The organism is Pedobacter sp. TM02 (assembly GCF_059705275.1).
Genome location: NZ_AP046530.1, coordinates 844,090 through 866,447 on the forward strand (window position 1 = coordinate 844,090; position 22,358 = coordinate 866,447).

Below are 22,358 nucleotides of genomic sequence, written 5' to 3' on the forward strand. Positions count from 1 at the left end.
ATAATAAGAGATTCGCATGAAAGCAAGAAAAATATATGGCAAATGGGTTGTTTTAGCAATCCTTGCCTTAACCGGATGTACGAAGGATTTTACCGAAATGAATACGCCCTACAACGAAGGCAGCGTTAATTCGGCTTCTATACCAGCCCTATTCAATAACGTGGCTGCCAGCATGATCAAAGACGAAGACCAAACCATGTACGTGGCTTTGTTTTGGCATGCCGCCAACCAGCAGGCTGTACAAAGTAAAACGGCCAATTACCTTAATTACATCAATAGTCCCTGGTCAAACTACTACACCTCGTTGAAAAACTACCAGCAGATGATGGCATTGATCAACAAGAACCCAAATAGTGGAACTTTTGCCAATGTAAAAAACATGGCCGCTATCCTGATGGCGGCCAAAACCCTGCATATGTTGGATTATTATGGTGACATCCCTTATTCTAAAGCAGGTGTGGCTTCGACCGGGGCAGATTTTTATCGTCCTAGTTATGATAAGGAAGCAGATATCTATAGAAGCGTTCTTCCAGGACTGCAGGCGGCAGTAAATGGCCTTTCAACCGATGCCACACAAACCAACATCGGGTCTTCCGATTCTTTCCTGGGCAATGACATAACAGCCTACAGGAAATTTGGAAACGCCATCTTGCTCCGTTATGCCGTACGCTTGTACAATAAAGAGCAGGCGCTTGCCAGTGGCATCATTACCGATATCATCAATAACAATAAGCCTCTGCCTAATGCACAGAGCCTGGGAGCCCTTGAAAAAGACAACTTCGGATTTTGGCCAGCAGCGGTAAATGTTGAAGTAGACTATTATTACATATTCCGCGAAGCCTCAGTTTCGGCTTTACGTATGGGCAGCAATATGTGGAACCAGATGTCGTCAACAATGGCCAACGATGGTTCGGGCATCTTCGATCCGCGCTGCAAAATCTGGTTCATGACCAACAATGCCGATAAATGGGTGCCTGCTCCGCAAAACCTCTCTGTTGTGGATGGGGGAAACCCTTATCCTAATGATCCTGTTAACTCAATCGTTAAGAAACCAGTTGGCAGCGATCCGGGAAATATATTCTCGGCCTTTAACATTTACTTGGCCACCGATAATAAATACCGTCCAACACTGATTATTTCAGAGGCCGATGTACATTTCCTAAAGGCCGAAATCTACCAGCGTGGTATGGGTGTGAGCAAAAACATCGTAACTGCAAAAGCCGAATACGAAGCAGGAGTTAAAGCTTCGGTCGATTTCTGGTACTATTATACCCAAAAATCGCCAAGATGGGCTGGTCGCGTGCCTACACCGCCAACGGCGACAGAAATGACAACGATGTTAAGCAACCCCAAAGTATTGTACAATGGTGCTAATGACAATGATGCCTTAACCAAAATTGCTACGCAGGCTTGGATTGCCACTACCTGGCAGCCGGCAGAAGCTTGGGCCATTGTAAGAAGGACTGGTTTGGTACCACGAGATGCTACGGCTGCGCCATCGAACATTGTACGTTTGCCTTATCCAGATGATGAGCAGACCAACAACGGTACCAATTGGACAGCAGTGACCGGAGGAGCCGATAAAACAGCACAATCAGCCAAAAAACTGTACTGGATGCCTTAAATAGAATAGTAAGATAAGATGATCTGCATCAAAGCTGTTATGTGATGTAGATTAGCTTATAGTTTATAAGTTGGTGATGAAAGGGAACGCCTAGGGCTTCCCTTTCTTTTTTAATGGAGTTTAGCTATGCCGAGCTTGGCGGCCAATTCGTTCAGGTCGTGAACCACCACATCGATGAGTGGGATGCCTTCCAGTTTTCTTGCTTGTTCAAAAGCGTGTTCGGGCTCGCCGGGGATGATCACCTTTTGGTCTGGGTCAACCGTGGCAGCGCCTTTAAAACGTTCAATCCAGTTGTCGAGGTGGTTTTTAAAATCAGTAATGGGCCTGAATCCATCTACGCGCATGGCACCCAGAAAGTGGCCAATGCCTTCGCCCACCGGATCGGTAGGAGGCTCTAAAAAGGCCACGAAAGGAGGTACCCATGGACCGTAATTGGCGCCAGAAAGTACTGCCGATAAAATATCGACCGTAGCACCCAGGCCGTAGCCCTTGTGGCTGCCATGGGCCTTATCGCTTCCTAAAGGCAATAATGAGCCTCCGTTTTTTAATTCGTTCGGGTTGGTCGATTGTTGCCCGTTGGCGTCTTGCACCCAGCCATCCGGAATAGCCGTATTGGCTCTTTGCGCAATTTCCAGTTTGCCATTGGCTGCTGCTGCGGTAGCCATGTCGACTACCACAGGAGGATGTTGTCCTGCCGGAAAAGCATAACAAATAGGATTGGTGCCCAATAACCGTTCGTTGGCATAAGTTGGGGCTACCAGTGGGCTTGCATTGGTCATGCTCATGCCAATCATATCTTGCTCAACAGCCAATAAAGCATGATAGCCAGCAATACCAAAATGGTTCGAGTTTTTAACCGCTACCCAGCCGCTGCCATATTGCTTGGCCTTTTGCATGGCAATTTGCATGGCAAATGGTGCTACCACCAGGCCCAATCCGCCATCACCGTCAACGGTGGCGGTGGTAGGTGTTTCATGTACAACTTTAATATTGGGAGTAGCATTGATCCGCTGTTTTTCCCAAAGACGCACATAGCCACTTAAACGGGCTACTCCATGCGAATCAATGCCACGCAAATCAGAACGGATCAGTACATCGGTTGCCAGATTGGCGTGCGCATCGGTACAGCCCATCTGTTTAAAAACACTGTAGGTAAAGCTTCGGAGCTGTTCTTCGGTAAAAGTGATAAAGTTCATTCTTGGTGGGCTATGAGACGTGGGTTTTGAGATGTGAGTATTGAGATATGAGTATTGAGACTTGAGCCTTAACCTATACTTTATGGAAGCAGCAAAGTAAAATCGCCACCCAATGGCTGGAAATTTTCAATGAGCGAAGCAATAAAATCGTCGCCATAATTGACATACATCGGAGCCAGGTTAAGCACGCGTTCTTGCAAGGTGCCATTAGGGAAAAGCCTGTTCTTTACATTTTCTATCTGTTTTAACGAAACATCATGTTTGCGTTTTTCGGCCCTGAACAATTTTTTCTCCAAATTGGCCAACAAGTGGCTGGTTTTTGTTTTAGCCGAATCGGCCGAACTTTCCAGGGTTTTGTCAATTTTGAAGGCATGCAGCTTGATCTGGTCAAAAACGGCCTGTATAGCCCGGGTTTCGTCGGCCAGGTTTAAATTAGCCTCGCTGTTTTCATTGATCCATCTTTTTTGCAGGGTCTCGGTACTTAAAAAGGCATCTTCAAATTTGAAGCCGAGTTTGTGGAGGTTGTCTGCACTGCGCTGATCAATCAGCAAAGCCGAATTGCGCAGCAACAAAACAGGAAAATCGATTTGATAATAATCGAAATTGGCTTTGAGCTGCATCCAATAAGAAACTTCGGCGCCACCGCCAATGTAGGCAATATTGGGCAAAATCACTTCCTGATAAAGCGGTCGCATGATCACATTCGGACTAAACCTTTCAGGATGTTCGTCTATTTCCTTAACCAATGTGGCCTGTGTAAAGCTGATATCGGTATGGTTAACCGTATACAAGCCATCTTTTTCGATTATCCGTTCCCTCAGGTTGTCTATCAGGTAGAAGAAATTGATTTCACGTCCGTTAACCTGTGTTTTATAGCCGTTTTTAGTCAGTTCTTCGCTGGTTTGGTCGGTCAGTTTTGAACTGTGTTGTCCAAGAATATCCCGCTCAATAATCGGTGCGAATTCTTTTTTGAACTGGGCATCATCCGCATTGATGATTACCAAGCCATACTGTTCAAATAGGCTGTTGACCAATACACGGGTAGCCTCTGCCAAATTATCATTGTTGAGGTAGGCATTTTCTATCAGTTTGGCCAATTTCTTGCCATTTTTGCTGATGCCCAAATAACCTTTGTATGCCGTGACGGCGGCCACAACGGTCTTGGTACTCAAACGACCGGTAGCACCATTGGTCTGCTGAATCCAGCTGATGTTTTTTTCATCCACGCTAACGTGGTTGATTTCCTCAAAATCGTGGTCTTCGGTAGCCATCCAATACACCGGAACAAAGTTCTTCTCGGGGTTGGCCATTTTTAACTCGATGGCTAAATTAATGGTGGTTACTATTTTGTAGATGAAATACAGGGGGCCGGTAAAGAGGTTGAGCTGATGGCCCGTGGTTACTGTAAACGTATTTTCATTGGCCAGGAGCGCAATATTTTGGCTAACGGCCTGATGGGTTTGAAGGTGCTGGTATTGCTGGGTTAAAACGTCGACCAGTATTTTTCGGTCTCCTTTAAAATTCCTGGCGGCCACGGCTTGTTTCAGCCCTTGCATATCGGGCCTGAAGTTGTAAAAAGGGCGCAGGAATTCTTCGTCGTCTACATAATCTAAAACAAGTTTAGAAAACGAGTGGGTATCTTGGTAGGAGATGTATTTAGCCTTCATCTGGGTTTGAACTTTGACAATATTCGGGCAAGTTGCAAATTAATGCGGTCAAAATGATAGCAGCTATGTTTATTTTACAATTTGTCCATACAGGTCGAAATCTTCGGCACGGTCTATTTTAACCTGAACAAAACTGCCAACGGCGGCATAGCCAGAATGGGCATCGATCAGTACTTCGTTGTCTACCTCGGGCGAGTCGAACTCGGTACGGCCAATAAAGAAATCGCCTTCTTTTCTGTCTACCAATACTTTGTAGGTTTGGCCAATCTTGGTTTGGTTGATATCGAAAGAAATACCTTGCTGCAGTTCCATAATGGCATCTACGCGTTCTTGTTTCACTTCTTCAGGAACATCGTCAACCAAATTGTAGGCATGTGTTTTTTCTTCGTGCGAGTAGGTAAAGCAGCCCAGGCGATCGAAACGGGTTTCTTCTACCCAGTTGTACATTTCCTCAAAATCTCTTTCGGTTTCGCCGGGATAGCCACAAATTAAAGTGGTACGCATGGCGATTTTCGGTACCTTGGCCCTGATTTCGTTCACGATATCGATGGTTTTTTGCTTGGTAATTCCCCTGCGCATCGATTTCAGCATGTTGTCTGTAATGTGCTGCAAAGGCATGTCCAGGTATTTGCAGATGTTTTCGCGTTCGTTCATGGCATCCAGAATTTCCATGGGGAAGCCAGAAGGGTAGGCGTATTGCAACCTGATCCACTCGATGCCGTTTACATCAGAAAGGCGGCGCAATAATTCGTCGAGGTTGCGTTTGCCATAAATGTCGAGGCCGTAGTAGGTCAAATCCTGTGCAATCAAAATCAGTTCCTTGGTGCCATTGGCCGCCAATATTTTGGCTTCATTTACCAATTCGTTCATGTCTCTCGAAACGTGCTTGCCACGCATTAACGGAATGGCACAGAATGAACAGGGACGGTTACAGCCTTCGGCAATCTTAAAATAGGCAAAATGCGATGGAGTAGTGAGCAAACGCTCACCAATCAGCTCGTGCTTGTAATTGGCGCCAAGGGTATGCAGGATATTCTGCAGGTCGTTGGTGCCAAAATAGGCATCTACGTTGGTAATTTCCGATTCGAGTTCGGGCTTGTAGCGCTCAGAAAGACAGCCGGTAACAATTACTTTTCCAACTTTGCCTTCGTCTTTAAGCTGGCTATATTGCAAAATCGTATCAATCGATTCCTGCTTGGCATTGTCGATAAAACCGCAGGTGTTGATTACCACGATATCATCTTTGCCTAAGCGATTGGATTCGTGCTCAACGGCAAGGTTATTGCCACGCAGCTGTCCCATCAATACTTCCGAATCGTAGGTGTTTTTAGAACAGCCCAGGGTAATCACGTTGATTTTAGGTTTGGTAACCGATTTTATAGCCTTTTTTGTAATCATTTTATTTGAAAAGGGAGTTAACGAATTCTTTTTTGTCGAACAACTGCAAGTCGTCCATTTTTTCGCCAACGCCGATATATTTTACTGGAATTTTAAACTGGTCGGAAATACCGATCACTACGCCGCCTTTGGCCGTACCGTCTAATTTGGTAATGGCCAATGCATTCACGTCGGTGGCTTCGGTAAACTGTTTGCATTGCTCAAATGCGTTTTGCCCGGTAGAGCCATCTAGTACCAGCAAGATTTCGTGTGGAGCATGAGGCACTACTTTTTGCATCACGTTCTTGATTTTGCCCAGCTCGTTCATCAAGCCGATTTTGTTGTGCAAACGGCCGGCCGTATCGATAATCACTACATCTTCCTGATTGGCAACCGCCGATTGCAGGGTATCGAAGGCAACGGAAGCAGGATCAGAACCCATCGCCTGTGCCACTACGCGTACGCCTACGCGCTCGCCCCAAAGTTTGATCTGGTCTACAGCCGCGGCGCGGAAAGTATCGGCCGCGCCCAATACCACTTTCAGGTTTTCATTTTTTAGTTTGTGCGCCAGTTTGCCAATGGTCGTAGTTTTGCCCACGCCATTTACGCCTACCACCATAATAACGTAAGGCTTGTGGTTGCCGTATTCGAAATTACGGAAATCATTGCTGTTGTTTTCGGCCAGCATGAGCTGGATTTCGTCGCGCAGCAGGTGGTTAAACTCGGCGGTCGATAAATATTTGTCTCTGGCTACCCTGGCCTCAATGCGTTCGATGATTTTTAGGGTAGTGGCTACCCCGACGTCAGAAGTAATCAAAACGCCTTCCAGGTTATCGAGCACGTCGTCGTCTACCGTCGATTTGCCGGCAACCGCCTTGGTGATTTTGCTCAAAAAACCTTCTTTGGTTTTTTCCAGGCCTTTGTCTAAAGCTTCCTGAGCTTCTGGCGCGGTTTCTTTTTTCTTGAAAAAATCAAATAGACCCATAAAATGTTGTTAAAATAAAAAAAGCCCTTCCGTTTAATACGGAACGGCCTTTCATGCTATTCGTGGATAAGACTACTTGCTGTTGTTAGCAAGCGCATCTTTTACGTGATCGTTGTGTACAATGATTTCTTTGAAAGAATAAGCACCAGTTTTTGGTGATCTTGTCATTGTAATTACTTTCGAATACTCTTTTCCGGTACCTGTTTTAAGGGTTGCAACTACTTTCTTTGCCATGTCTTATTAAGTTTAATGATTGAGTGAAAGATCAAGTGAATGAGGATTTAAAGCCTTAAACCTTTTGCTTCCGGCCTTCAACCTTATTTAATTTCTTTGTGTACGGTTACTTTTTTCAATACAGGGTTGAATTTTTTCAATTCTAAACGCTCGGTAGTGTTTTTACGGTTCTTGGTAGAAATATATCTAGACATACCTGGCATACCACTAGTTTTATGCTCAGTGCACTCTAAAATAACCTGTACTCTATTGCCTTTTTTTGCCATTTTATTTTTTGTTAATGCCGATACAGATCAGCAAGTGTTTTTTACAAATATCCTTTTTTCACGAAGCGGTTGATGGCTTCTGAAATACCAATTTTATTGATGGTTTTGATAGCCGAAGTAGACACTTTTAGTGTTATCCAACGATCTTCTTCAGGGATATAAAATTTCTGAAGCTGTAGGTTCGGGTAAAACTTGCGTTTCGTTTTAACGTTCGAGTGAGAAACATTATGTCCCGACATCGCCATTTTTCCGGTTAAATCACAAACTCTTGACATGACTTTATTATTATTTGATTGTTCGCTACTTCTTAATTTTTTAAGAGTTTGCAAATATCAGAATTTTTTTTGTAAACGTCAAGCGAATGCTAATTATTTTTTTTGAGCATAATGGCCATGTTCCAATAACCAGCCTCCTGAAGCTCAAATTCGATGGTTTCCTTGCCGCTGGTTAACTTTAAATGCAAAGGAAATTGAAGCTCTGTTAACGTAAATCTGTTTCTGAGCGTATTTTCCTTCTCCACTTTGATGTTTTCGTATTTGCCTTTAACGATTTCGATCTTGTCGAAAACCGGAATGGCTTCAGGTTCGCCATATTGCGTTTTGCTTTGCTGTATGGCGCCGTTAATGTTGTTGGTAGGCGCACCCGGATTAGGATAGCCGAAACGGATAACCAATACGTTCTCTTTCTTTTTGTTGACGCTGAAATTCACCTCGTCTATGTTGGCCGATTTGTTAAAAAGGATATAATTCTTGCCTTTTTTCAAGGTGTCGGTTTGCAGGTTGCTGTTCTTGATAATGCTGGCATTAGCCGTGGCTATTCCAATAAAAAGGAATAGCAAAAGGAAAAGTTTTTGTTTCATGGTGTGTTTCAGTTAATAGTAATTGTATCAAATATACGATTTGCGGTATTTATGGCCATGGTTTTTCTAAATTTTTGGCGATTAACGATTATATTTGGCTAACCATATACCTAAAATTACCTATATGCAGATCAATTCCTTTGAAGAATACCAAGAAACGTACCAAAAAAGCATTAACCAGCCAGAAGAGTTCTGGGCAGGCATAGCCTCCCATTTCCTTTGGAAAAAGAAATGGGACCATGTACTGTCGTGGAATTTTACCACACCCGATATCAAATGGTTCGAAGGAGCCAAACTCAATATTACCGAAAACTGCCTAGACAGGCACCTTGCCGAAAATGGCGATACGCCCGCCATTGTTTGGGAACCCAACGATCCTGAAAAGGAAAGCATTACCTTGACTTACCGTGTACTGCACGAGCAGGTTTGCAGGTTTGCCAACGTGCTTAAAAAGAATGGCGTGCAAAAGGGCGACCGTGTGTGCATCTACATGCCTATGGTACCCGAATTGGCCGTGGCCGTGCTGGCCTGTGCCCGTATCGGCGCCGTGCACTCGGTGGTGTTTGGTGGCTTTTCTGCCAAATCTATCGCCGACCGTATCAACGATGCCGCCTGTAAGGTGGTGGTAACCGCCGATGGCGCATTCCGTGGCAATAAGCAGATCCAGCTGAAGGAAGTGATAGACGATGCCCTGATCGGTTGTCCTACCATCGAAAAAGTAATCGTGCTTACGCATACCCGTACGCCGGTATCGATGCTTAAAGGAAGAGACTGCTGGTGGGAAGACGAGATCAAATTGGTTGATTCGAACTGCCCGGCCGAAGAAATGGACGCCGAAGACATGCTGTTTATCCTCTATACTTCGGGTTCTACCGGCAAGCCCAAAGGGGTAGTGCATACCTGTGGTGGCTACATGGTGTATGCCGGCTATACTTTTTCAAATGTATTCAATTACCAGCCAGGAGAAGTATATTTCTGTACAGCCGATATCGGTTGGATTACCGGCCACTCGTATATTGTTTACGGACCGCTCTCGCAAGGTGCCACCACGCTGATGTTCGAAGGCATTCCGACTTATCCGAATGCTTCGAGGTTCTGGGATATTGTAGAAAAGCATCAGGTCAATATATTGTATACCGCACCTACGGCCATCCGGTCGTTAATGGGATTTGGCTCAGCGCCTGTTCAGGGCAAAGATTTGAGCAGCCTGCGTGTATTGGGTTCGGTAGGAGAGCCGATTAACGAAGAGGCTTGGCACTGGTTCGACGAAGAGATAGGCAAGAAAAACTGCCCGATTGTTGATACCTGGTGGCAAACCGAAACCGGAGGGATCATGATTTCGCCTATCGCCTTTGTAACGCCAACCAAGCCGAGCTTTGCTACCCTGCCTTTGCCGGGCATACAGCCTATCTTGGTTGATGAGCAGGGCAAGGAAATCGAAGGCAATGGTGTTAATGGTAATTTGTGCATCAGGTTTCCGTGGCCTGGCATGTTGCGTACCACTTATGGCGACCATGAGCGTTGCCGTTTAACTTATTTTTCTACCTACGAAAACCTTTATTTTACAGGCGATGGCTGCTTGCGCGACGAAGATGGCTACTACCGCATTACCGGAAGGGTTGACGATGTAATTAACGTTTCTGGCCACCGTATTGGCACGGCCGAAGTTGAAAATGCCATCAATATGCACGCTGGTGTAATCGAAAGTGCCGTGGTCGGCTATCCGCACGAGGTTAAGGGACAAGGCATTTTTGCCTTTGTCATCTATCCGGGATTGAGCAAGGATGAAGAATTGACCAGAAAGGATATCCTGCAAACCGTAACGCGTATTATTGGAGCAATTGCCAAACCCGATAAGATTTTGTTTGTATCGGGTTTGCCTAAAACGAGGTCGGGTAAAATTATGCGCCGTATTTTGCGCAAGGTGGCCGAAGGCGATACTTCGAATTTAGGCGATATCAGCACTTTGCTAGATCCAGCGGTGGTACAGGAGATTATTGGTAAATCGAGACAGCTTTAAGTGGCGGAAGGTGAAAGTCTAAAGCTGGAATTAATTTACCCCTTTAATAATCCCAAAACATAACTATCCAATCTTTTAAAAACAATAACCGTGCTGGTCTGTTATTTAGCTAACAAATAGAGTATTGAACTAAATCAAAAAACCTATGGATAAGCTAGAATTGAAAGGAAAGTGGAACGAGATCAAAGGAAAGGTGAAGCAGGCCTACGCAGATTTAACTGACGATGATCTGAAACACGAAGAGGGCCAGGACGACGAATTGTTGGGCCGATTGCAGCAAAAAACTGGTAAAGCAAGAGACGAATTGGTAAAATGGATTAATTCTCTCTGATTTTTACATCAACGAGCGACTTCTTTTAGGGGTCGCTTTTTTGTTTGGCTTTCACTTCGAAAAAGCGTTCGGCATAGATCACATCGTTGTCGGTTAAGCCCTGTACCACAATCCTGAATTTTCCGGTAATGTCGCTGGTATAAAAGCTGATATCTTGAGTTTTTCCGCCTTTGAGCAGTGTTGCATAATTCCAATAAACCGTTGAGAAGAATGCAGGCTCTTGGGGTTCTTTATAGTCGTTCAGGTAAAATTCCTTCTGTAATCGGATGCCCTTTACCGGCGTGAAGATTTCGTTGCCATTGCTGGCTATGCTCTCTTTGCACTCGGTGTACAACATCGAATGGCCGTTTGTTATGTACATTCGGCCTGGAACTGGCTGGGTATTGTTTGGGTCACCAATATGGTTGGGGCAATTGAGGATGTTGTACCGGCATACATAATCGCCACAAGCATTGCTGCCGGGTAGCCCTCTGCCAAAATTGAGATGGTTGTCTTTTTTGGCTGTAATGGTCACTTCTTTAAGCCTGATGGCTTTTTCGTTGCTTTTGAGCACGAGTTCGCTGTTGTTTAACAGGTTGGAAGGCAAAATGTTGTTTTGATAGGAAATCTGGTGCCTCAATTTGGCATTCATATCGCTAAATGCATCGATTACTTCAATGTGGTATGGCAGTTTGTTTTTGGCATTGATAAACAGGTACATTTTTTTGCCGGCTTCTGCCATCAGCTCGCTGGTGTTGAAATTGAACAAGCCGGTGTTGCTGCTGGTTGCAAAAGCCATTTGCTGCGGATTAAATATGCCGATGGTAACGGGCTCTGTCAGCTCTTTTTTCGATTTGGTGATTTTTCCGATCACTTCCAGGCTATCTGTTTTAAGGTCAGCAGCGATGGTGTTGAATTGCTGTAGCTCTTGCCAGGTATATCTTCGCCAGCCTTTAACCAATAACACCTGCTCAAGGTAAGCCTTGTCTTTGTAGGCTTGGCCGTTAAGATTGAGGGGCAGTTGTTCAAGTTCGTTGTTCAAAAAAGTATAGCTCTCGATATCGTTGGCATTTTTGCCGTTAAGCCTATTGTCTTGTACACAGGCGATAGAGACGATGGCATTTTCGATTTTACTGTCGAGCTTTAGGCTCAGGCTTACCTTTTGCCTTTGCGTGTAATTTTGTTCGTCGGTATTGAGGCTCAGTTTCGGGTTGTTGTCGTAATGGGCAAAAAACATACGTTCGGCCAATGGCCTATCCAAACTGTCGGTAATGGTGATGGTGTTAAGTCCTTTGGGAACCTCGGTTAGTGGAATTTTGAGGGTTCTGAACTGTTGTTCCATCTCAAAAGGTGCATATATAAAGTTTTCCCTGAAGTTATGGATGCGGATAATCAGTTTTTTAGGGTTGTTGGTGCGCAGGCCGATCCGGAGGCTGTCTTGCGCAAGGGCTTCGGCAATACTTAAGCTGATGCCTTTCTCTAACGACATAGGTAAATGATAAATACTGTCTCTCAAGCCCGAATGGATCAGTTTTACCGTATAATCCGCGCCAGCATCGGCCAGCAACCTGAACTTGCCCATGCCATAGCTGCTGGTTTCGATGGTGTCGATTACTTTGTTGTTCTTGAACAGCAAGGCGGAGAGCGCAAGTGGCATCTGAAATTGGTCTTTCACCTCCCAGGCAATGTTCATGGGCAAACCGGTAACTAAATTTCCACCTTCGGGATAAAACTTTACGCTTGCCCTGTTTTTATCCAATGGTAGGGCCATACTGATCAAGCTGCTGTCTTTTTCGTATTTGAGCTTAACGCGCAAGTTGGGGTCCGAAATGTTTTCTTGTTTGGGGAGTTCCAACAAAAGTTGTCCAGATGCATCTGTTTTGGCTGTTTTTGTCAAATTACCATATTTATAACTTACGGTAGTTGGCTTGGGCAAAAAGCGGTTGTCTTTAGAGGTAACCGAAAGCAGCACTTTGTTGTTGCTGGGTTCTAATAGTTTCATGCTGGCCTTAAACGGTTCGCTCATATTGGTTTTAATGGTAATCGGCTGTACAAACATGGCTTCAGGACTATTGTTGACCAGTCTATCGGTGATGGCTAGCAAGCGATAATCGCCCGTTAATAACGAATCGGGTAAAACAAGGCTGCCAAAAGCCAGGCCGTTCTGCATCGGAAATCGTTCTTCAATCACCACTGTACTGTCGGCATCCCTAATCAAAGCTACCGAAATGAGTTTGTGCTCATTGATGGGAGATTTACTTTTCCTGATCAGGTAGGCTGTAAACCATACCGTTTCGTAGTTGGTGTAAACGTTTTTGTCGAAATGCACAAAGAGGTTGGCATTTTGTTTGGCTTCGCCATAAGCCTTCAGGCGGTTGTCTAAAGGGTCTTGGGCATTTGCCCACAAACTTAAGAACACAAACAAGATAACGAGGGGTAGGAAGCGCATGCGTTAAAAATAGCTTTAATCTCCTAAAATAGGAAATGGGTTGTCTAATCAACACAAAGGCCGCTTCGACATCATCGAAACGGCCTTTGCACATGAGCTGCTGTTGACTTAGTAGCCGAACAATTGCTCTAAGGTTAAAGTGGTTACTGTGCCAAATTTCTGCATGTCTTCCAATTTCACTCTCTTATCAGAAGCCACAATCAGGTAGGTGTATGGCTTATTGGCAATTTTTTCGCCATGGAAGGCTTTGATGCTGTCGAAATTGATCGGTTTAAGTTCTCTGTAAAGATCAATTCTCGAATCGTGGTCGTAGCCTAGTTTTTTGTCGGCCAGGTAGCTGTAAATCACAGCATCTTTGGTAATGCGGGCGGTTTCTATATTGTTAACCACGTTTGCCTTGGCGCCATCGAACGATTTTTCGCTTTTTGGCAACACGTTCAGCAGCTCGTTCATTCCGTTTACGGCATCAGTCATTTTATCGGCTTGGCTGCCAACATAAGCTACCATGCTATACTGTTTGTCGGCCCTGTCTGGCGATACGTAAGTGGCAAAAGTAGAGTAGGCTAATGCTTTCGATTCCCTAATGGTTTGGAAAACGATAGAACCCATGCCTCCGCCAAAATAACTGTTAAATACCTGGATGCTGGCCGCATCGTTTTTGTTGTAAACCCCGGTGTTTCTCAACCAGCGGATTTCCGATTGCACCATGTCGTAATTGGCAAAATATACCTTATTGGCATCCTGCGTTGTATAGGTGTACACTTTTGCAGGGGCAGCCGGAGTAAACTCTTTGGGCAATAAATGCTGTTTCTTGATTTCAGGTGCAATGCTGGCCAGATCTTTTGGTCCATAATAAGTAATGATGTGCTCGTAATTGGTCAGGTTGTGCAGCAAATCAACCAGGTCGGAGGCTTTGATGTTTTTTACCTCTTCGTTGGTCAGCACATTATTGAAAGGGTTTAAGCTGCCATATTGTGCGTAAGAAGTCAGGGCATTCATAATTTGGCCTTTGTTGAGCTTGGCATTTTCACGGCCTTTCAAGATGCTGCTTTTCAGTTCTTCCAGCGCTTTTTCGTTTACTTTTACGTGGGCAAGGATATGCTCAACCAAACTTACCGCTTTGTCGAAGTTTTCCTGCAAACCACTGATGCTGATGGTTGTGTTATCTGCGCCAACGCTTAGGTTGTAGGTGCAGGCAATGTTATAAAACTGCTTGCTCAGGTCTTCGGCGCTATATTTGTCTGTACCTAGGTAAGGCAGGTAGCTTGAGGCATATTGTAACAGTTTATAGTTGTTGGCACCGATGTTCAGCCTGTAAGTCATTCTGAAGATAGAATTGTCGTTGTTTTTGGTGGCCAACAAATCGGCAATACCAACTTTGCCATAGGCGATGTCTTTTTGGTAATCCAAGAATTTAGGCGCAATCGGTTTTACCGGAGCCTCTAAAATGCTTTTTACAAATGGCGAGGTCAAGTTGGCGTTCGCGTTGATTGGCGTAATGGCAGGTTTTTCTACCTTGATTACGTTTTTGTCTTCGCCTTTGTGCTTATAGCCGATAACGTAGTTGTCTTTAAAGAACTCTTTGGCAAAGGCTAGCACTTGGGCCTTGGTAATTTTTGAAGTTGCTTCAATTTCACCTAAGTTTTTGTCCCATTTGGTACCCCTGTTCAGGATAAATTCTGTCGAAAGGTTTTCGGCCCTGTTGTTGTTGCTGTCGAAAGCCTGTAAAAAGCTTAGCTTTCTGTTGGCTACGATCGCTTTGAGCAGTTCGTCGTCAAAATTGCCTTGTTTAAGCAAGTCAACCTGCTCCAAGAGTAATTTGGCTACTTGTTCCAAAGTTTGGCCTTGTTTCGGTTGGGCCGAAAGATTGAATACGCCGTAGTCTTTCATTTGCTGATAGCTGGCACTTGCCCTAAGCACTTTTTGCTGCTTGTTCAGGTTAATGTCGATCAAGCCGGCCTTGCCATTGGTCAATATGCTACGGATCAATTCGAGCAATAGGCTTTGCTGCGAATTTTCGGGATAGCCGCGGTAGTAGATTTCTACTGCCTCGGCGCTAGGGCCATACACATCAACTTTCTGGATGCTGGTTAATGGTTTTTCGGGAACCGGATTGTACAGCACTACAGGTTTGGGTGCCATATAGCTGAAAGATTTGTCTATCTTCTTGATCATCTCGTCAGGATTGAAATCACCTGCGAAAATGATGGCCATGTTGTTAGGCACATAATACTTATCGTAGTATTTTTTGATCTCTACCAGCGAAGGGTTTTTCAAGTGTTCGATGGTACCAATGGTAGTTTGCTGCCCGTAGTTGTGCGTAGGAAAAAGCTTGTCCATCATGGCTTCATCCAATTTGTTGCCGTCGTCGTCTAAGCCACGGTTCTTTTCTTCATACACTGCTTCCAATTCGGTATGGAAAATACGGAAAATAGGCTTGCGGAAACGCTCGCTTTGGATGGCCAGGAATTTATCGATGGCATTGGAAGGAAAATCTTCGTTATAGACGGTTTCTTCGTACCAGGTATGCGCATTAGAAGAATTGCCACCAATGCCGGCAATCATTTTGTCGTATTCGTTGGCAATAGAGAAGTTCGAGGCTTCGCCAGAAGTTTTGTCTATTTCTTTGTAGATTTCCTTGCGCTGGGCCGGGTCGGTTGTTTTGTTGTACTTTTCGTAAAGCGCATCGATTTTGTCGAGCAGGGGCTTTTCTTTGGTCCAGTTGTTAGTGCCAAATTTGTCGGTACCCTTAAAAAGCAAATGCTCCAGGTAATGCGCCAAACCCGTATTGGTTTTAGGGTCGGTGTTGCTGCCGGCTCTTACGCTCATGCGCCATTGGATGTTAGGCTCTTTGTTGTTGGGCGAAAGAATAGCGGTCAGTCCATTTTTCAAAGTATAAAAACGGGTTTTAGAAGGGTCGTTGGTTACATATTTATAAGTGTATCCCCCAGAGGTGGCCGTTTTCCATTGATAGGTAGACTGCGCCAATAATTGATTGCCCGCCAGCAAAAGACAGACAAAGAGTAAGAGTTTGGTTTTCATCAGTTTTATATGATTTAAGTGGGTCAAGATTCGAAGACAAGCCTGGCTTGCGGTTAAGAATGTTTGATGGCCAATAAGTTAGTGATCAAATATAAGTGGCTGGCGATTACTTTTCCAAAAAAATGGGATGAAAATTAACTATTGTAAAACGGGAGCCGGGCTTCTGATTATTTCTCGTATTTTTACCGTATGAATAAAGATACCCAAAAGCCTACCATTTTGGTGGTTAACGACGATGGAATTACCGCTCTCGGTATTAAAAACCTCATCGAAGTGATGCAGGAAATCGGACATGTTGTTGTAGTGGCACCCGATGGCCCCCAATCGGGCATGGGCCATGCCATTACCATTGGCAAGCCGCTGCGGTTCGATCGGGTAGACCTTTATCCTGGCGTAGAGATGTACAAATGCTCGGGTACGCCGGTCGATTGCGTTAAACTGGCCGTCAACAAGGTGTTTAAAGGCAAAAAGCCAGATCTTTGCGTATCGGGCATCAACCATGGACTGAACAACTCGATCAATGTCATTTACTCGGGTACCATGTCGGCCGCGGTAGAAGGTGCCATCGAGAAAATCCCCTCTATTGGGTTTTCGCTCGATGATTTTGCCCAGGATGCCGATTTTAGCCACTGCAAGCCATTTATCAAGACTATCGCCCTGCAAGTGCTGAGCCACGGATTGCCTGAAGCTACGCTGCTCAATGTCAATTTTCCAAAAGGGGCACACATCAAAGGCATTAAAATCTGCAGGCAGGCCAATGCCAAATGGGCCGAAGATTTTGAAGAAAGAAAAGATCCCTACCTAAGGCCTTACTACTGGTTAACCGGTGTGTTCGAAAACTACGACAAAGGCGAAGATACCGATGTTTGGGCATTGGATCATGGCTATGCTTCGGTGGTGCCGGTTCAGTTCGACTTGACTGCACACCATGCCATCCCAATTTTGAATGGCTGGGACTTCAACGCCAGGCCAAAGGCACAATCGAAAGTGGAGAAAACCGCAGGCCCGGATGGCGCAAATCTAGGTTAGCCATGCAAGAAAAAATCAAGGCAATCAAAAACAACGTTTGGATGGGCATGGCTGTTGGTTTGCTGGCCCCGCTGGTGCCGGGTTTCCTGGTTTGGTACCTGATGCAACATGTTAAAGCTTTGCAACATGCCGATTTATTGCTCATTGGTTGCGTAGCCATCAATGCCTTTCTGATGAACTACTTTTTTAAAATCAATAAGGAGCATGTGGGGCGCGGCATTTTAAGCATCACATTTTTATGGGCCTTTGCCTTCTTTTTTTATAAGGTGCTTTAAAATGGGGGCCCGAAGTTGAATAGTTTACAATTAAACAATATAGCAATTGAACAACAAGGCAATCAACCCATGACTAATCCTCTAATGAACTGGTGACACCAATGATACTAATGAACCAAACCAAATGAAATATTACCTTGTAGCAGGCGAGGCCTCTGGCGATTTGCATGGAGCCAATTTGATGAAGGCATTGAAATTAGAAGATCCAACCGCCACGTTCAGGTATTTTGGTGGCGATAAGATGCAGGCAGAAGGTGGCGAGCTGGTTAAGCACTACGCCGATATGGCTTTTATGGGCTTTACCGAAGTACTGTTTAACCTGCGCACTATTTTCAAGAACCTCAAAGCCTGCAAAGCCGACATCTTAGTCTACCGGCCCGAAGCGCTGATATTGATAGATTTTCCGGGCTTTAACCTCAAAATCGCCGAGTTTGCCAAGCAGCAAGGCATCAAGGTTTGCTATTATATTTCGCCAAAGGTTTGGGCCTGGAACCAAAAACGTGTGCTCAAAATCAAACGTATAGTCGACCAGATGTTCTGCATCCTGCCTTTCGAGGTTAGTTTTTACAAGGAATGGGGCATGGAGGTAAATTATGTGGGCAATCCCCTGTTGGATGAAATCGGACAGTTTGTGCCTAATCCTAATTTCAGGGCCGACAACCAGTTGAGCGATAAACCGATTGTGGCCTTGTTGCCAGGCAGCCGCAAACAAGAAATAGAGCGTTTGTTGCCCGATATGTTAGCCGTGGTAAGCCAGTTCTCCGATTATCAGTTTGTGATTGGCGCGGCACCAACCTTTAGCGAGCAGTATTATCAGCAGTACATTAACGAGAGGCCGGCCAACTTGGTTTTCTCGCAAACCTACCAGTTGCTGCACCATGCCCATGCAGCTTTGGTAGCATCGGGCACGGCCACTTTAGAAACCGCTTTGTTCAAAGTGCCCCAAGTAGTGCTTTACCGTGGCGGCAACGTGTCGGTGGCCATTGCGCGTTTACTGGTAAAAATCAGGTTTATTGCTTTGGTTAACCTCATTATGGATAGGGAAGTGGTCAAAGAACTGATCCAGGAAGACTGCAATGCGGCACTTATCGCAAAAAACCTCAAACTTGTTACCGAAGGAGAGGGGCGCGTAAAAATGTTGGCCGATTATGAAGAACTGGCCATTAAAATGGGTAGTGCAGGCGCTTCGCAGCGAACAGCCAAGCTTATTGTGGATGCCTTGAAATAACATAATTTAACAAATGGCAAGTGCTACAACTGCTCTAAATAAGCTATTTTCGAACTTTAATGATATATTTGAAGCGATCAGCAAAATCTAAACATGAAAGCCCTCTCTATTAAAGACATAGCACTAAAGGCCAAGGTATCTATTACCACGGTTTCATTTATCATTAATGGAAAGGCCAAAGAAAAGTCGATTAGCGATGCGGTGATCAAGAAGGTACAAAAAATCATTGCCGAGAGCGGTTACAAGCCCAACCAGATTGCCCGAAGCCTAAGAACCGGCAATTCGAACATCATTGGGCTTATTGTTGAAGATATTTCCAACTCGTTTTTCTCCAGGATTGCACGTTTAATAGAAGACAAGGCCTATAAAAGAGGCTACAAAATTATTTATTCGAGCACCGAGAACAGTGTAGAAAAAGCCCGTGAGCTTATTAACATGTTCAAATCGAGAAAGGTAGATGCCTATATCATTTCGCCGATAAAGGGCATAGAGGAAGACATCCAGATTTTGCTGAACGAGAACAAACCCGTGATTTTGTTCGACAGGAACCTGCCCGAACTCCATACCAATTATGTAGGTGCCAACCATCTTGTAGCTTCGCACCAGGCCATCGAAAGCTTTATCAAGCAAGGCAAGAAAAATATAGCCCTGGTTACAACCGATATCAATGTGCCACAGATTATTGAACGTGCCGAAGGCTATCAAAAAGCGCTGGCTGATCATGCCATTGCCTTTGATGAAGAACTGTTGCTCAAAATTCCTTTTAACCAAGCAGAATCCGATACCATTAAGCAGATCAAACAGCTTTTCAAAAACAAACAGGTAGATGCCGTGCTGTTTGCCACCAATTATTTGGCCATTAGTGGCTTAAAAGTGCTGAAAGCACTGCATAAAACCATAGGTGAGAACTTTGCGGTAATCGGCTACGACGACCACGAGGCTTTCGAACTGCATACCCCCAGCATTTCTACCATTCAACAACCTTTGGAAGAAATTGCCGAGACCATCATCAAGCTTATCCTCAACCAACTGGCCTCTAAAAGCAAGCTTCCCGATCAGCAGGTCATTATTCCAGCCAAGTTGATTTTGCGCAAATAAGGCAACCCCAATATTTCTTTATAATTAAAAATGTATCATTAAAGTTACAAAGGTGTATTTCATCTGAGTATTTTTTTGTTTAAAATTGATTTAGTAAAACGTTTTAGCATTTTCAGCTCTAAATCGCCCTCCAAGTAGTTTTTTGTTTAAGGCCTCGCGCACATTCAATAAGATACTTGTTTTTAGCTTAACTAAAACGTTTTAATAAGGCGTAACCAAAAATAAACTGTATGATGAAAAAATGTCTTCTGGCACTTTGCTGCCTGATCTTAGCCCTAACCATCAAAGCGCAGGATAAAGCACCTGCCTATCCCTTAATTACCCACGATACCTATTTTAGCATATGGTCTTTTGGCGATAAGCTTAATGGCTCGGTAACCAAGCACTGGACCGGAAGAGAGCAGTCGTTATTGGGAGTGCTCAAAGTTGATGGCCTGTTTTACCGTTTTCTAGGCGCGGCTGCCAAAAACTATAAAAGCCTATTGCCTGCAGCCGACGAGCAGGCCTACCAAGCAAGCTATACTTTTAATTCGCCAGCCAGCAATTGGATAGAGACAGGTTTTAACGAGCAGGGCTGGAGCAAAGCCGATGCACCTTTTGGCGACGATCGCACAGCCAAAACCAAATGGAATACAGATGATATCTATTTCCGCAGAACCTTTTCGATCGAAAAATTGTCGGCTGCCCCAAAATACCTGAAGTTAAACCACGACGATAATGTGATTGTGTACCTAAATGGTAAAACGATTTACCAAAAAGAAGGCTGGGTGCATGAGTACAGCTATATTCCTATAGCGGCCGGAGTTTTAAAAGCCGGGGAGAACACTTTGGCCATCCATTGCAAGAATACGGCCGGTGGAAGGCATTTGGATGCAGGCCTTGTGGAGGAAATTCCTGATGGCGCTAAAGTGTTGGAGGCCGTGCAGCAAAACGTAAAGCTGACCGCTACCAGTACCGTTTATAATTTTGCCTGTGGACCAGTAAAGCTCGAAGTAAGTTTCACCTCGCCTTTGTTGCTTAATGATATCGAGTTAACTGCCAGACCCATCAGTTACATCAGCTATGCCGTTAAATCGGCCGATGCAAAACCTCATCAGGTAGACCTTTATTTCAGTGCTTCTTCTACTTTGGCCGTTAACCAGCCCAATCAGCCGGTAAATGCCTGGCAGAGCAATAGTAACGGCCTGGCCATGCAAAAAGCTGGAACGGTAGAACAGCCTATCCTGCAAAAGAGGGGCGACGATGTCAGGATAGATTGGGGCTACATGTATGTGGCTGTACCCGCACAATTTAAACCAGTTCAATACCTGGCCCCGCAAAACGAGAGCCTGCTGCAGTTTATTAGTCAGAAATATCCAACGGCCAAAGCAATAACCAACAGCAGACAACTGAATTTGGCTTCGGTCATCCCCTTCGGAAAAGTGGGCAAAGCTCCTGTTTACAAATACTTGATGCTGGGTTACGATGATGTGAAATCGGTAGAGTATTTTGGGACGCAGCTTGAACCGATCTGGAAAAAATCCGGTCGGAACTTCGAAACCCAGCTGATCAAAGCGAGTAGGGATTATGGCTCTATTAAACAAAGATGTGCACAATTTGACCAAAAGCTGTATGCCGATGCCTTGCGTGCGGGAGGCAAGGCTTATGCCGATTTGTGCAAGCTGGCCTACAGACAGAGCATAGCTGCGCATAAAATTGCTTATGCGCCAAATGGCGACCTTTTGTTCCTGTCTAAAGAAAACTTTAGCAACGGCTCTATCAATACGGTTGATATCACTTATCCCTCGGCACCTCAATATTTGGTGTATAACCCCGAATTGCTGAAAGGCATGATGAACGGCATTTTCTATTATTCCGAAAGTGGCAAATGGAAAAAACCTTTTGCCGCGCACGATTTGGGTACTTATCCATTGGCCAACGGACAAACCTACGGCGAAGACATGCCGGTTGAGGAAGCTGGCAACATGATTATTCTCACTGCGGCCATCGCCAAGGCAGAAGGCAACGCCAATTATGCCAAAAAACACTGGGAAACACTTTCTACCTGGGCCAATTACTTGTTAAAAGAAGGCTTTGATTCGGCCAACCAATTATGCACCGACGATTTTGCCGGTCATTTGGCCAGAAATGCCAACTTATCGGTTAAAGCCATTGTTGCCTTGGGTGGCTATGCGCAATTGGCCCAGGCATTGGGTAAAACCGAAGAAGCCCAAAAAGTAAGAACCGAAGCACAGGCTATGGTCAAAAAATGGATGGAGCTGGCTGCCGATGGCGACCATTATGCCCTAACCTTTAATGGCAAAGGTACCTGGAGCCAGAAATATAACCTGGTTTGGGACAAGCTTTTGCAACTGAACCTGTTCCCTAAGGCAGTGTACGAAAAGGAAATCAGCTATTACTTAACCAAGCAACAAGCGTATGGCCTTCCGCTTGACAGCCGTAAAACCTATACCAAATCAGACTGGATTTTATGGACTGCTACCTTGGCCGATCAGGAAACCGATTTTCAAAAACTCGTTAATCCGGTATTCCGCTATGCGAGCGAAACCACCAGCAGGGTGCCTCTCAGCGATTGGCACGAAACCACCAACGGCAAAATGGTTGGCTTTCAGGCCAGGAGCGTAGTGGGGGGCTACTTCATCAAATTATTGGCAGACCAGTGGAAAAATAAACGCTAAACACCGAACATCCCTGGCCTG

The 22,358-nt window shown here is 44.9% G+C and carries 18 protein-coding genes; 8 read left to right on the top strand and 10 right to left on the bottom strand.

The features are described 5' to 3' along the window. Positions 1-16 precede the first annotated feature (16 nt). Positions 17-1,624 carry a SusD/RagB family nutrient-binding outer membrane lipoprotein gene (locus AC6H1S_RS03675; RefSeq protein WP_497565156.1) on the top strand — a complete coding sequence of 536 codons (1,608 nt, stop codon included), beginning with the start codon at positions 17-19 and terminating at the stop codon, positions 1,622-1,624. 110 nt (positions 1,625-1,734) lie between these two features. On the opposite strand, the gene AC6H1S_RS03680 is transcribed toward AC6H1S_RS03675, so the two are convergent. The 8 genes from AC6H1S_RS03680 to AC6H1S_RS03715 all read right to left on the bottom strand — a co-directional run bounded on the left by AC6H1S_RS03680 (position 1,735) and on the right by AC6H1S_RS03715 (position 8,208). Then, positions 1,735-2,820, bottom strand: a complete 1,086-nt coding sequence (locus AC6H1S_RS03680; protein ID WP_199140256.1) for an Ldh family oxidoreductase — start codon at positions 2,818-2,820, stop codon at positions 1,735-1,737. Between the two features lie 80 nt (positions 2,821-2,900). Continuing rightward, a complete protein-coding gene (gene bshC, locus AC6H1S_RS03685) occupies positions 2,901-4,487 on the bottom strand; it encodes a bacillithiol biosynthesis cysteine-adding enzyme BshC (RefSeq protein WP_497565157.1) in 1,587 nt (528 codons plus the stop codon). 69 nt (positions 4,488-4,556) lie between these two features. Further along, positions 4,557-5,885, bottom strand: coding sequence for a 30S ribosomal protein S12 methylthiotransferase RimO (rimO, locus tag AC6H1S_RS03690; RefSeq protein WP_497565158.1), 1,329 nt, complete (start codon positions 5,883-5,885; stop codon positions 4,557-4,559). A gap of 1 nt (position 5,886) precedes the next feature. Continuing rightward, entirely contained in the window at positions 5,887-6,849 is a 963-nt protein-coding gene (gene ftsY / locus AC6H1S_RS03695) for a signal recognition particle-docking protein FtsY (protein ID WP_199140262.1), read from the bottom strand. 72 nt (positions 6,850-6,921) lie between these two features. Next, on the bottom strand, positions 6,922-7,083 hold the full coding sequence (locus AC6H1S_RS03700) for a DUF4295 domain-containing protein (protein WP_199140264.1): 162 nt from the start codon (positions 7,081-7,083) through the stop codon (positions 6,922-6,924). Between the two features lie 83 nt (positions 7,084-7,166). Continuing rightward, positions 7,167-7,349 carry a 50S ribosomal protein L33 gene (gene rpmG / locus AC6H1S_RS03705; RefSeq protein WP_008242799.1) on the bottom strand — a complete coding sequence of 61 codons (183 nt, stop codon included), beginning with the start codon at positions 7,347-7,349 and terminating at the stop codon, positions 7,167-7,169. A gap of 41 nt (positions 7,350-7,390) precedes the next feature. Then, complete coding sequence (rpmB, locus tag AC6H1S_RS03710; RefSeq protein WP_199140266.1) at positions 7,391-7,624, bottom strand: 50S ribosomal protein L28; 234 nt, start codon at positions 7,622-7,624, stop codon at positions 7,391-7,393. Between the two features lie 89 nt (positions 7,625-7,713). Further along, positions 7,714-8,208 (bottom strand): hypothetical protein, encoded by a 495-nt coding sequence (locus tag AC6H1S_RS03715; protein WP_199140268.1) that lies wholly within the window; start codon positions 8,206-8,208, stop codon positions 7,714-7,716. 124 nt (positions 8,209-8,332) lie between these two features. Between AC6H1S_RS03715 and acs the strand changes: the two genes are divergently transcribed. Both acs and AC6H1S_RS03725 read left to right on the top strand, forming a co-directional pair. After that, complete coding sequence (gene acs, locus AC6H1S_RS03720) at positions 8,333-10,228, top strand: acetate--CoA ligase (protein WP_497565160.1); 1,896 nt, start codon at positions 8,333-8,335, stop codon at positions 10,226-10,228. Positions 10,229-10,373: 145 nt separating this feature from the next. Beyond that, entirely contained in the window at positions 10,374-10,559 is a 186-nt protein-coding gene (locus tag AC6H1S_RS03725; protein WP_199140272.1) for a CsbD family protein, read from the top strand. Between the two features lie 25 nt (positions 10,560-10,584). Here the strand turns inward: AC6H1S_RS03725 and AC6H1S_RS03730 are convergent, their stop codons facing one another. Both AC6H1S_RS03730 and AC6H1S_RS03735 read right to left on the bottom strand, forming a co-directional pair. Continuing rightward, positions 10,585-12,987 (bottom strand): hypothetical protein, encoded by a 2,403-nt coding sequence (locus AC6H1S_RS03730; protein WP_497565161.1) that lies wholly within the window; start codon positions 12,985-12,987, stop codon positions 10,585-10,587. 108 nt (positions 12,988-13,095) lie between these two features. Beyond that, positions 13,096-16,029: a M16 family metallopeptidase gene (locus AC6H1S_RS03735; protein ID WP_497565162.1), complete on the bottom strand. Its 2,934-nt coding sequence runs from the start codon at positions 16,027-16,029 to the stop codon at positions 13,096-13,098. A gap of 189 nt (positions 16,030-16,218) precedes the next feature. On the opposite strand from AC6H1S_RS03735, the gene surE reads away from it, so the two are divergent. From surE to AC6H1S_RS03760, 5 genes are all read left to right on the top strand, one after another. After that, the gene (gene surE, locus AC6H1S_RS03740; protein ID WP_199140278.1) at positions 16,219-17,058 is read left to right on the top strand and encodes a 5'/3'-nucleotidase SurE; all 840 of its coding nucleotides are present in this window, start codon (positions 16,219-16,221) and stop codon (positions 17,056-17,058) included. A 2-nt stretch (positions 17,059-17,060) separates the two neighbouring features. After that, positions 17,061-17,333 (top strand): stationary phase survival protein SurE, encoded by a 273-nt coding sequence (locus tag AC6H1S_RS03745; protein ID WP_199140280.1) that lies wholly within the window; start codon positions 17,061-17,063, stop codon positions 17,331-17,333. 124 nt (positions 17,334-17,457) lie between these two features. Continuing rightward, entirely contained in the window at positions 17,458-18,561 is a 1,104-nt protein-coding gene (gene lpxB / locus AC6H1S_RS03750; protein ID WP_497565163.1) for a lipid-A-disaccharide synthase, read from the top strand. Positions 18,562-18,654: 93 nt separating this feature from the next. Then, positions 18,655-19,659, top strand: a complete 1,005-nt coding sequence (locus tag AC6H1S_RS03755) for a LacI family DNA-binding transcriptional regulator (protein WP_497565164.1) — start codon at positions 18,655-18,657, stop codon at positions 19,657-19,659. A 233-nt stretch (positions 19,660-19,892) separates the two neighbouring features. After that, positions 19,893-22,337: a glutaminase family protein gene (locus AC6H1S_RS03760; RefSeq protein WP_497566018.1), complete on the top strand. Its 2,445-nt coding sequence runs from the start codon at positions 19,893-19,895 to the stop codon at positions 22,335-22,337. The last annotated feature ends 21 nt before the right edge of the window (positions 22,338-22,358 follow it).

Excerpts from the sequence above, each read along its gene's own strand:
- AC6H1S_RS03675 (WP_497565156.1), top strand. The coding sequence starts at position 17 with ATGAAAGCAAGAAAAATATATGGCAAATGGGTTGTTTTAGCAATCCTT.
- AC6H1S_RS03680 (WP_199140256.1), bottom strand. The coding sequence starts at position 2,820 with ATGAACTTTATCACTTTTACCGAAGAACAGCTCCGAAGCTTTACCTAC.
- bshC (WP_497565157.1), bottom strand. The coding sequence starts at position 4,487 with ATGAAGGCTAAATACATCTCCTACCAAGATACCCACTCGTTTTCTAAA.
- rimO (WP_497565158.1), bottom strand. The coding sequence starts at position 5,885 with ATGATTACAAAAAAGGCTATAAAATCGGTTACCAAACCTAAAATCAAC.
- ftsY (WP_199140262.1), bottom strand. The coding sequence starts at position 6,849 with ATGGGTCTATTTGATTTTTTCAAGAAAAAAGAAACCGCGCCAGAAGCT.
- AC6H1S_RS03700 (WP_199140264.1), bottom strand. The coding sequence starts at position 7,083 with ATGGCAAAGAAAGTAGTTGCAACCCTTAAAACAGGTACCGGAAAAGAG.
- rpmG (WP_008242799.1), bottom strand. The coding sequence starts at position 7,349 with ATGGCAAAAAAAGGCAATAGAGTACAGGTTATTTTAGAGTGCACTGAG.
- rpmB (WP_199140266.1), bottom strand. The coding sequence starts at position 7,624 with ATGTCAAGAGTTTGTGATTTAACCGGAAAAATGGCGATGTCGGGACAT.
- AC6H1S_RS03715 (WP_199140268.1), bottom strand. The coding sequence starts at position 8,208 with ATGAAACAAAAACTTTTCCTTTTGCTATTCCTTTTTATTGGAATAGCC.
- acs (WP_497565160.1), top strand. The coding sequence starts at position 8,333 with ATGCAGATCAATTCCTTTGAAGAATACCAAGAAACGTACCAAAAAAGC.
- AC6H1S_RS03725 (WP_199140272.1), top strand. The coding sequence starts at position 10,374 with ATGGATAAGCTAGAATTGAAAGGAAAGTGGAACGAGATCAAAGGAAAG.
- AC6H1S_RS03730 (WP_497565161.1), bottom strand. The coding sequence starts at position 12,987 with ATGCGCTTCCTACCCCTCGTTATCTTGTTTGTGTTCTTAAGTTTGTGG.
- AC6H1S_RS03735 (WP_497565162.1), bottom strand. The coding sequence starts at position 16,029 with ATGAAAACCAAACTCTTACTCTTTGTCTGTCTTTTGCTGGCGGGCAAT.
- surE (WP_199140278.1), top strand. The coding sequence starts at position 16,219 with ATGAATAAAGATACCCAAAAGCCTACCATTTTGGTGGTTAACGACGAT.
- AC6H1S_RS03745 (WP_199140280.1), top strand. The coding sequence starts at position 17,061 with ATGCAAGAAAAAATCAAGGCAATCAAAAACAACGTTTGGATGGGCATG.
- lpxB (WP_497565163.1), top strand. The coding sequence starts at position 17,458 with ATGAAATATTACCTTGTAGCAGGCGAGGCCTCTGGCGATTTGCATGGA.
- AC6H1S_RS03755 (WP_497565164.1), top strand. The coding sequence starts at position 18,655 with ATGAAAGCCCTCTCTATTAAAGACATAGCACTAAAGGCCAAGGTATCT.
- AC6H1S_RS03760 (WP_497566018.1), top strand. The coding sequence starts at position 19,893 with ATGAAAAAATGTCTTCTGGCACTTTGCTGCCTGATCTTAGCCCTAACC.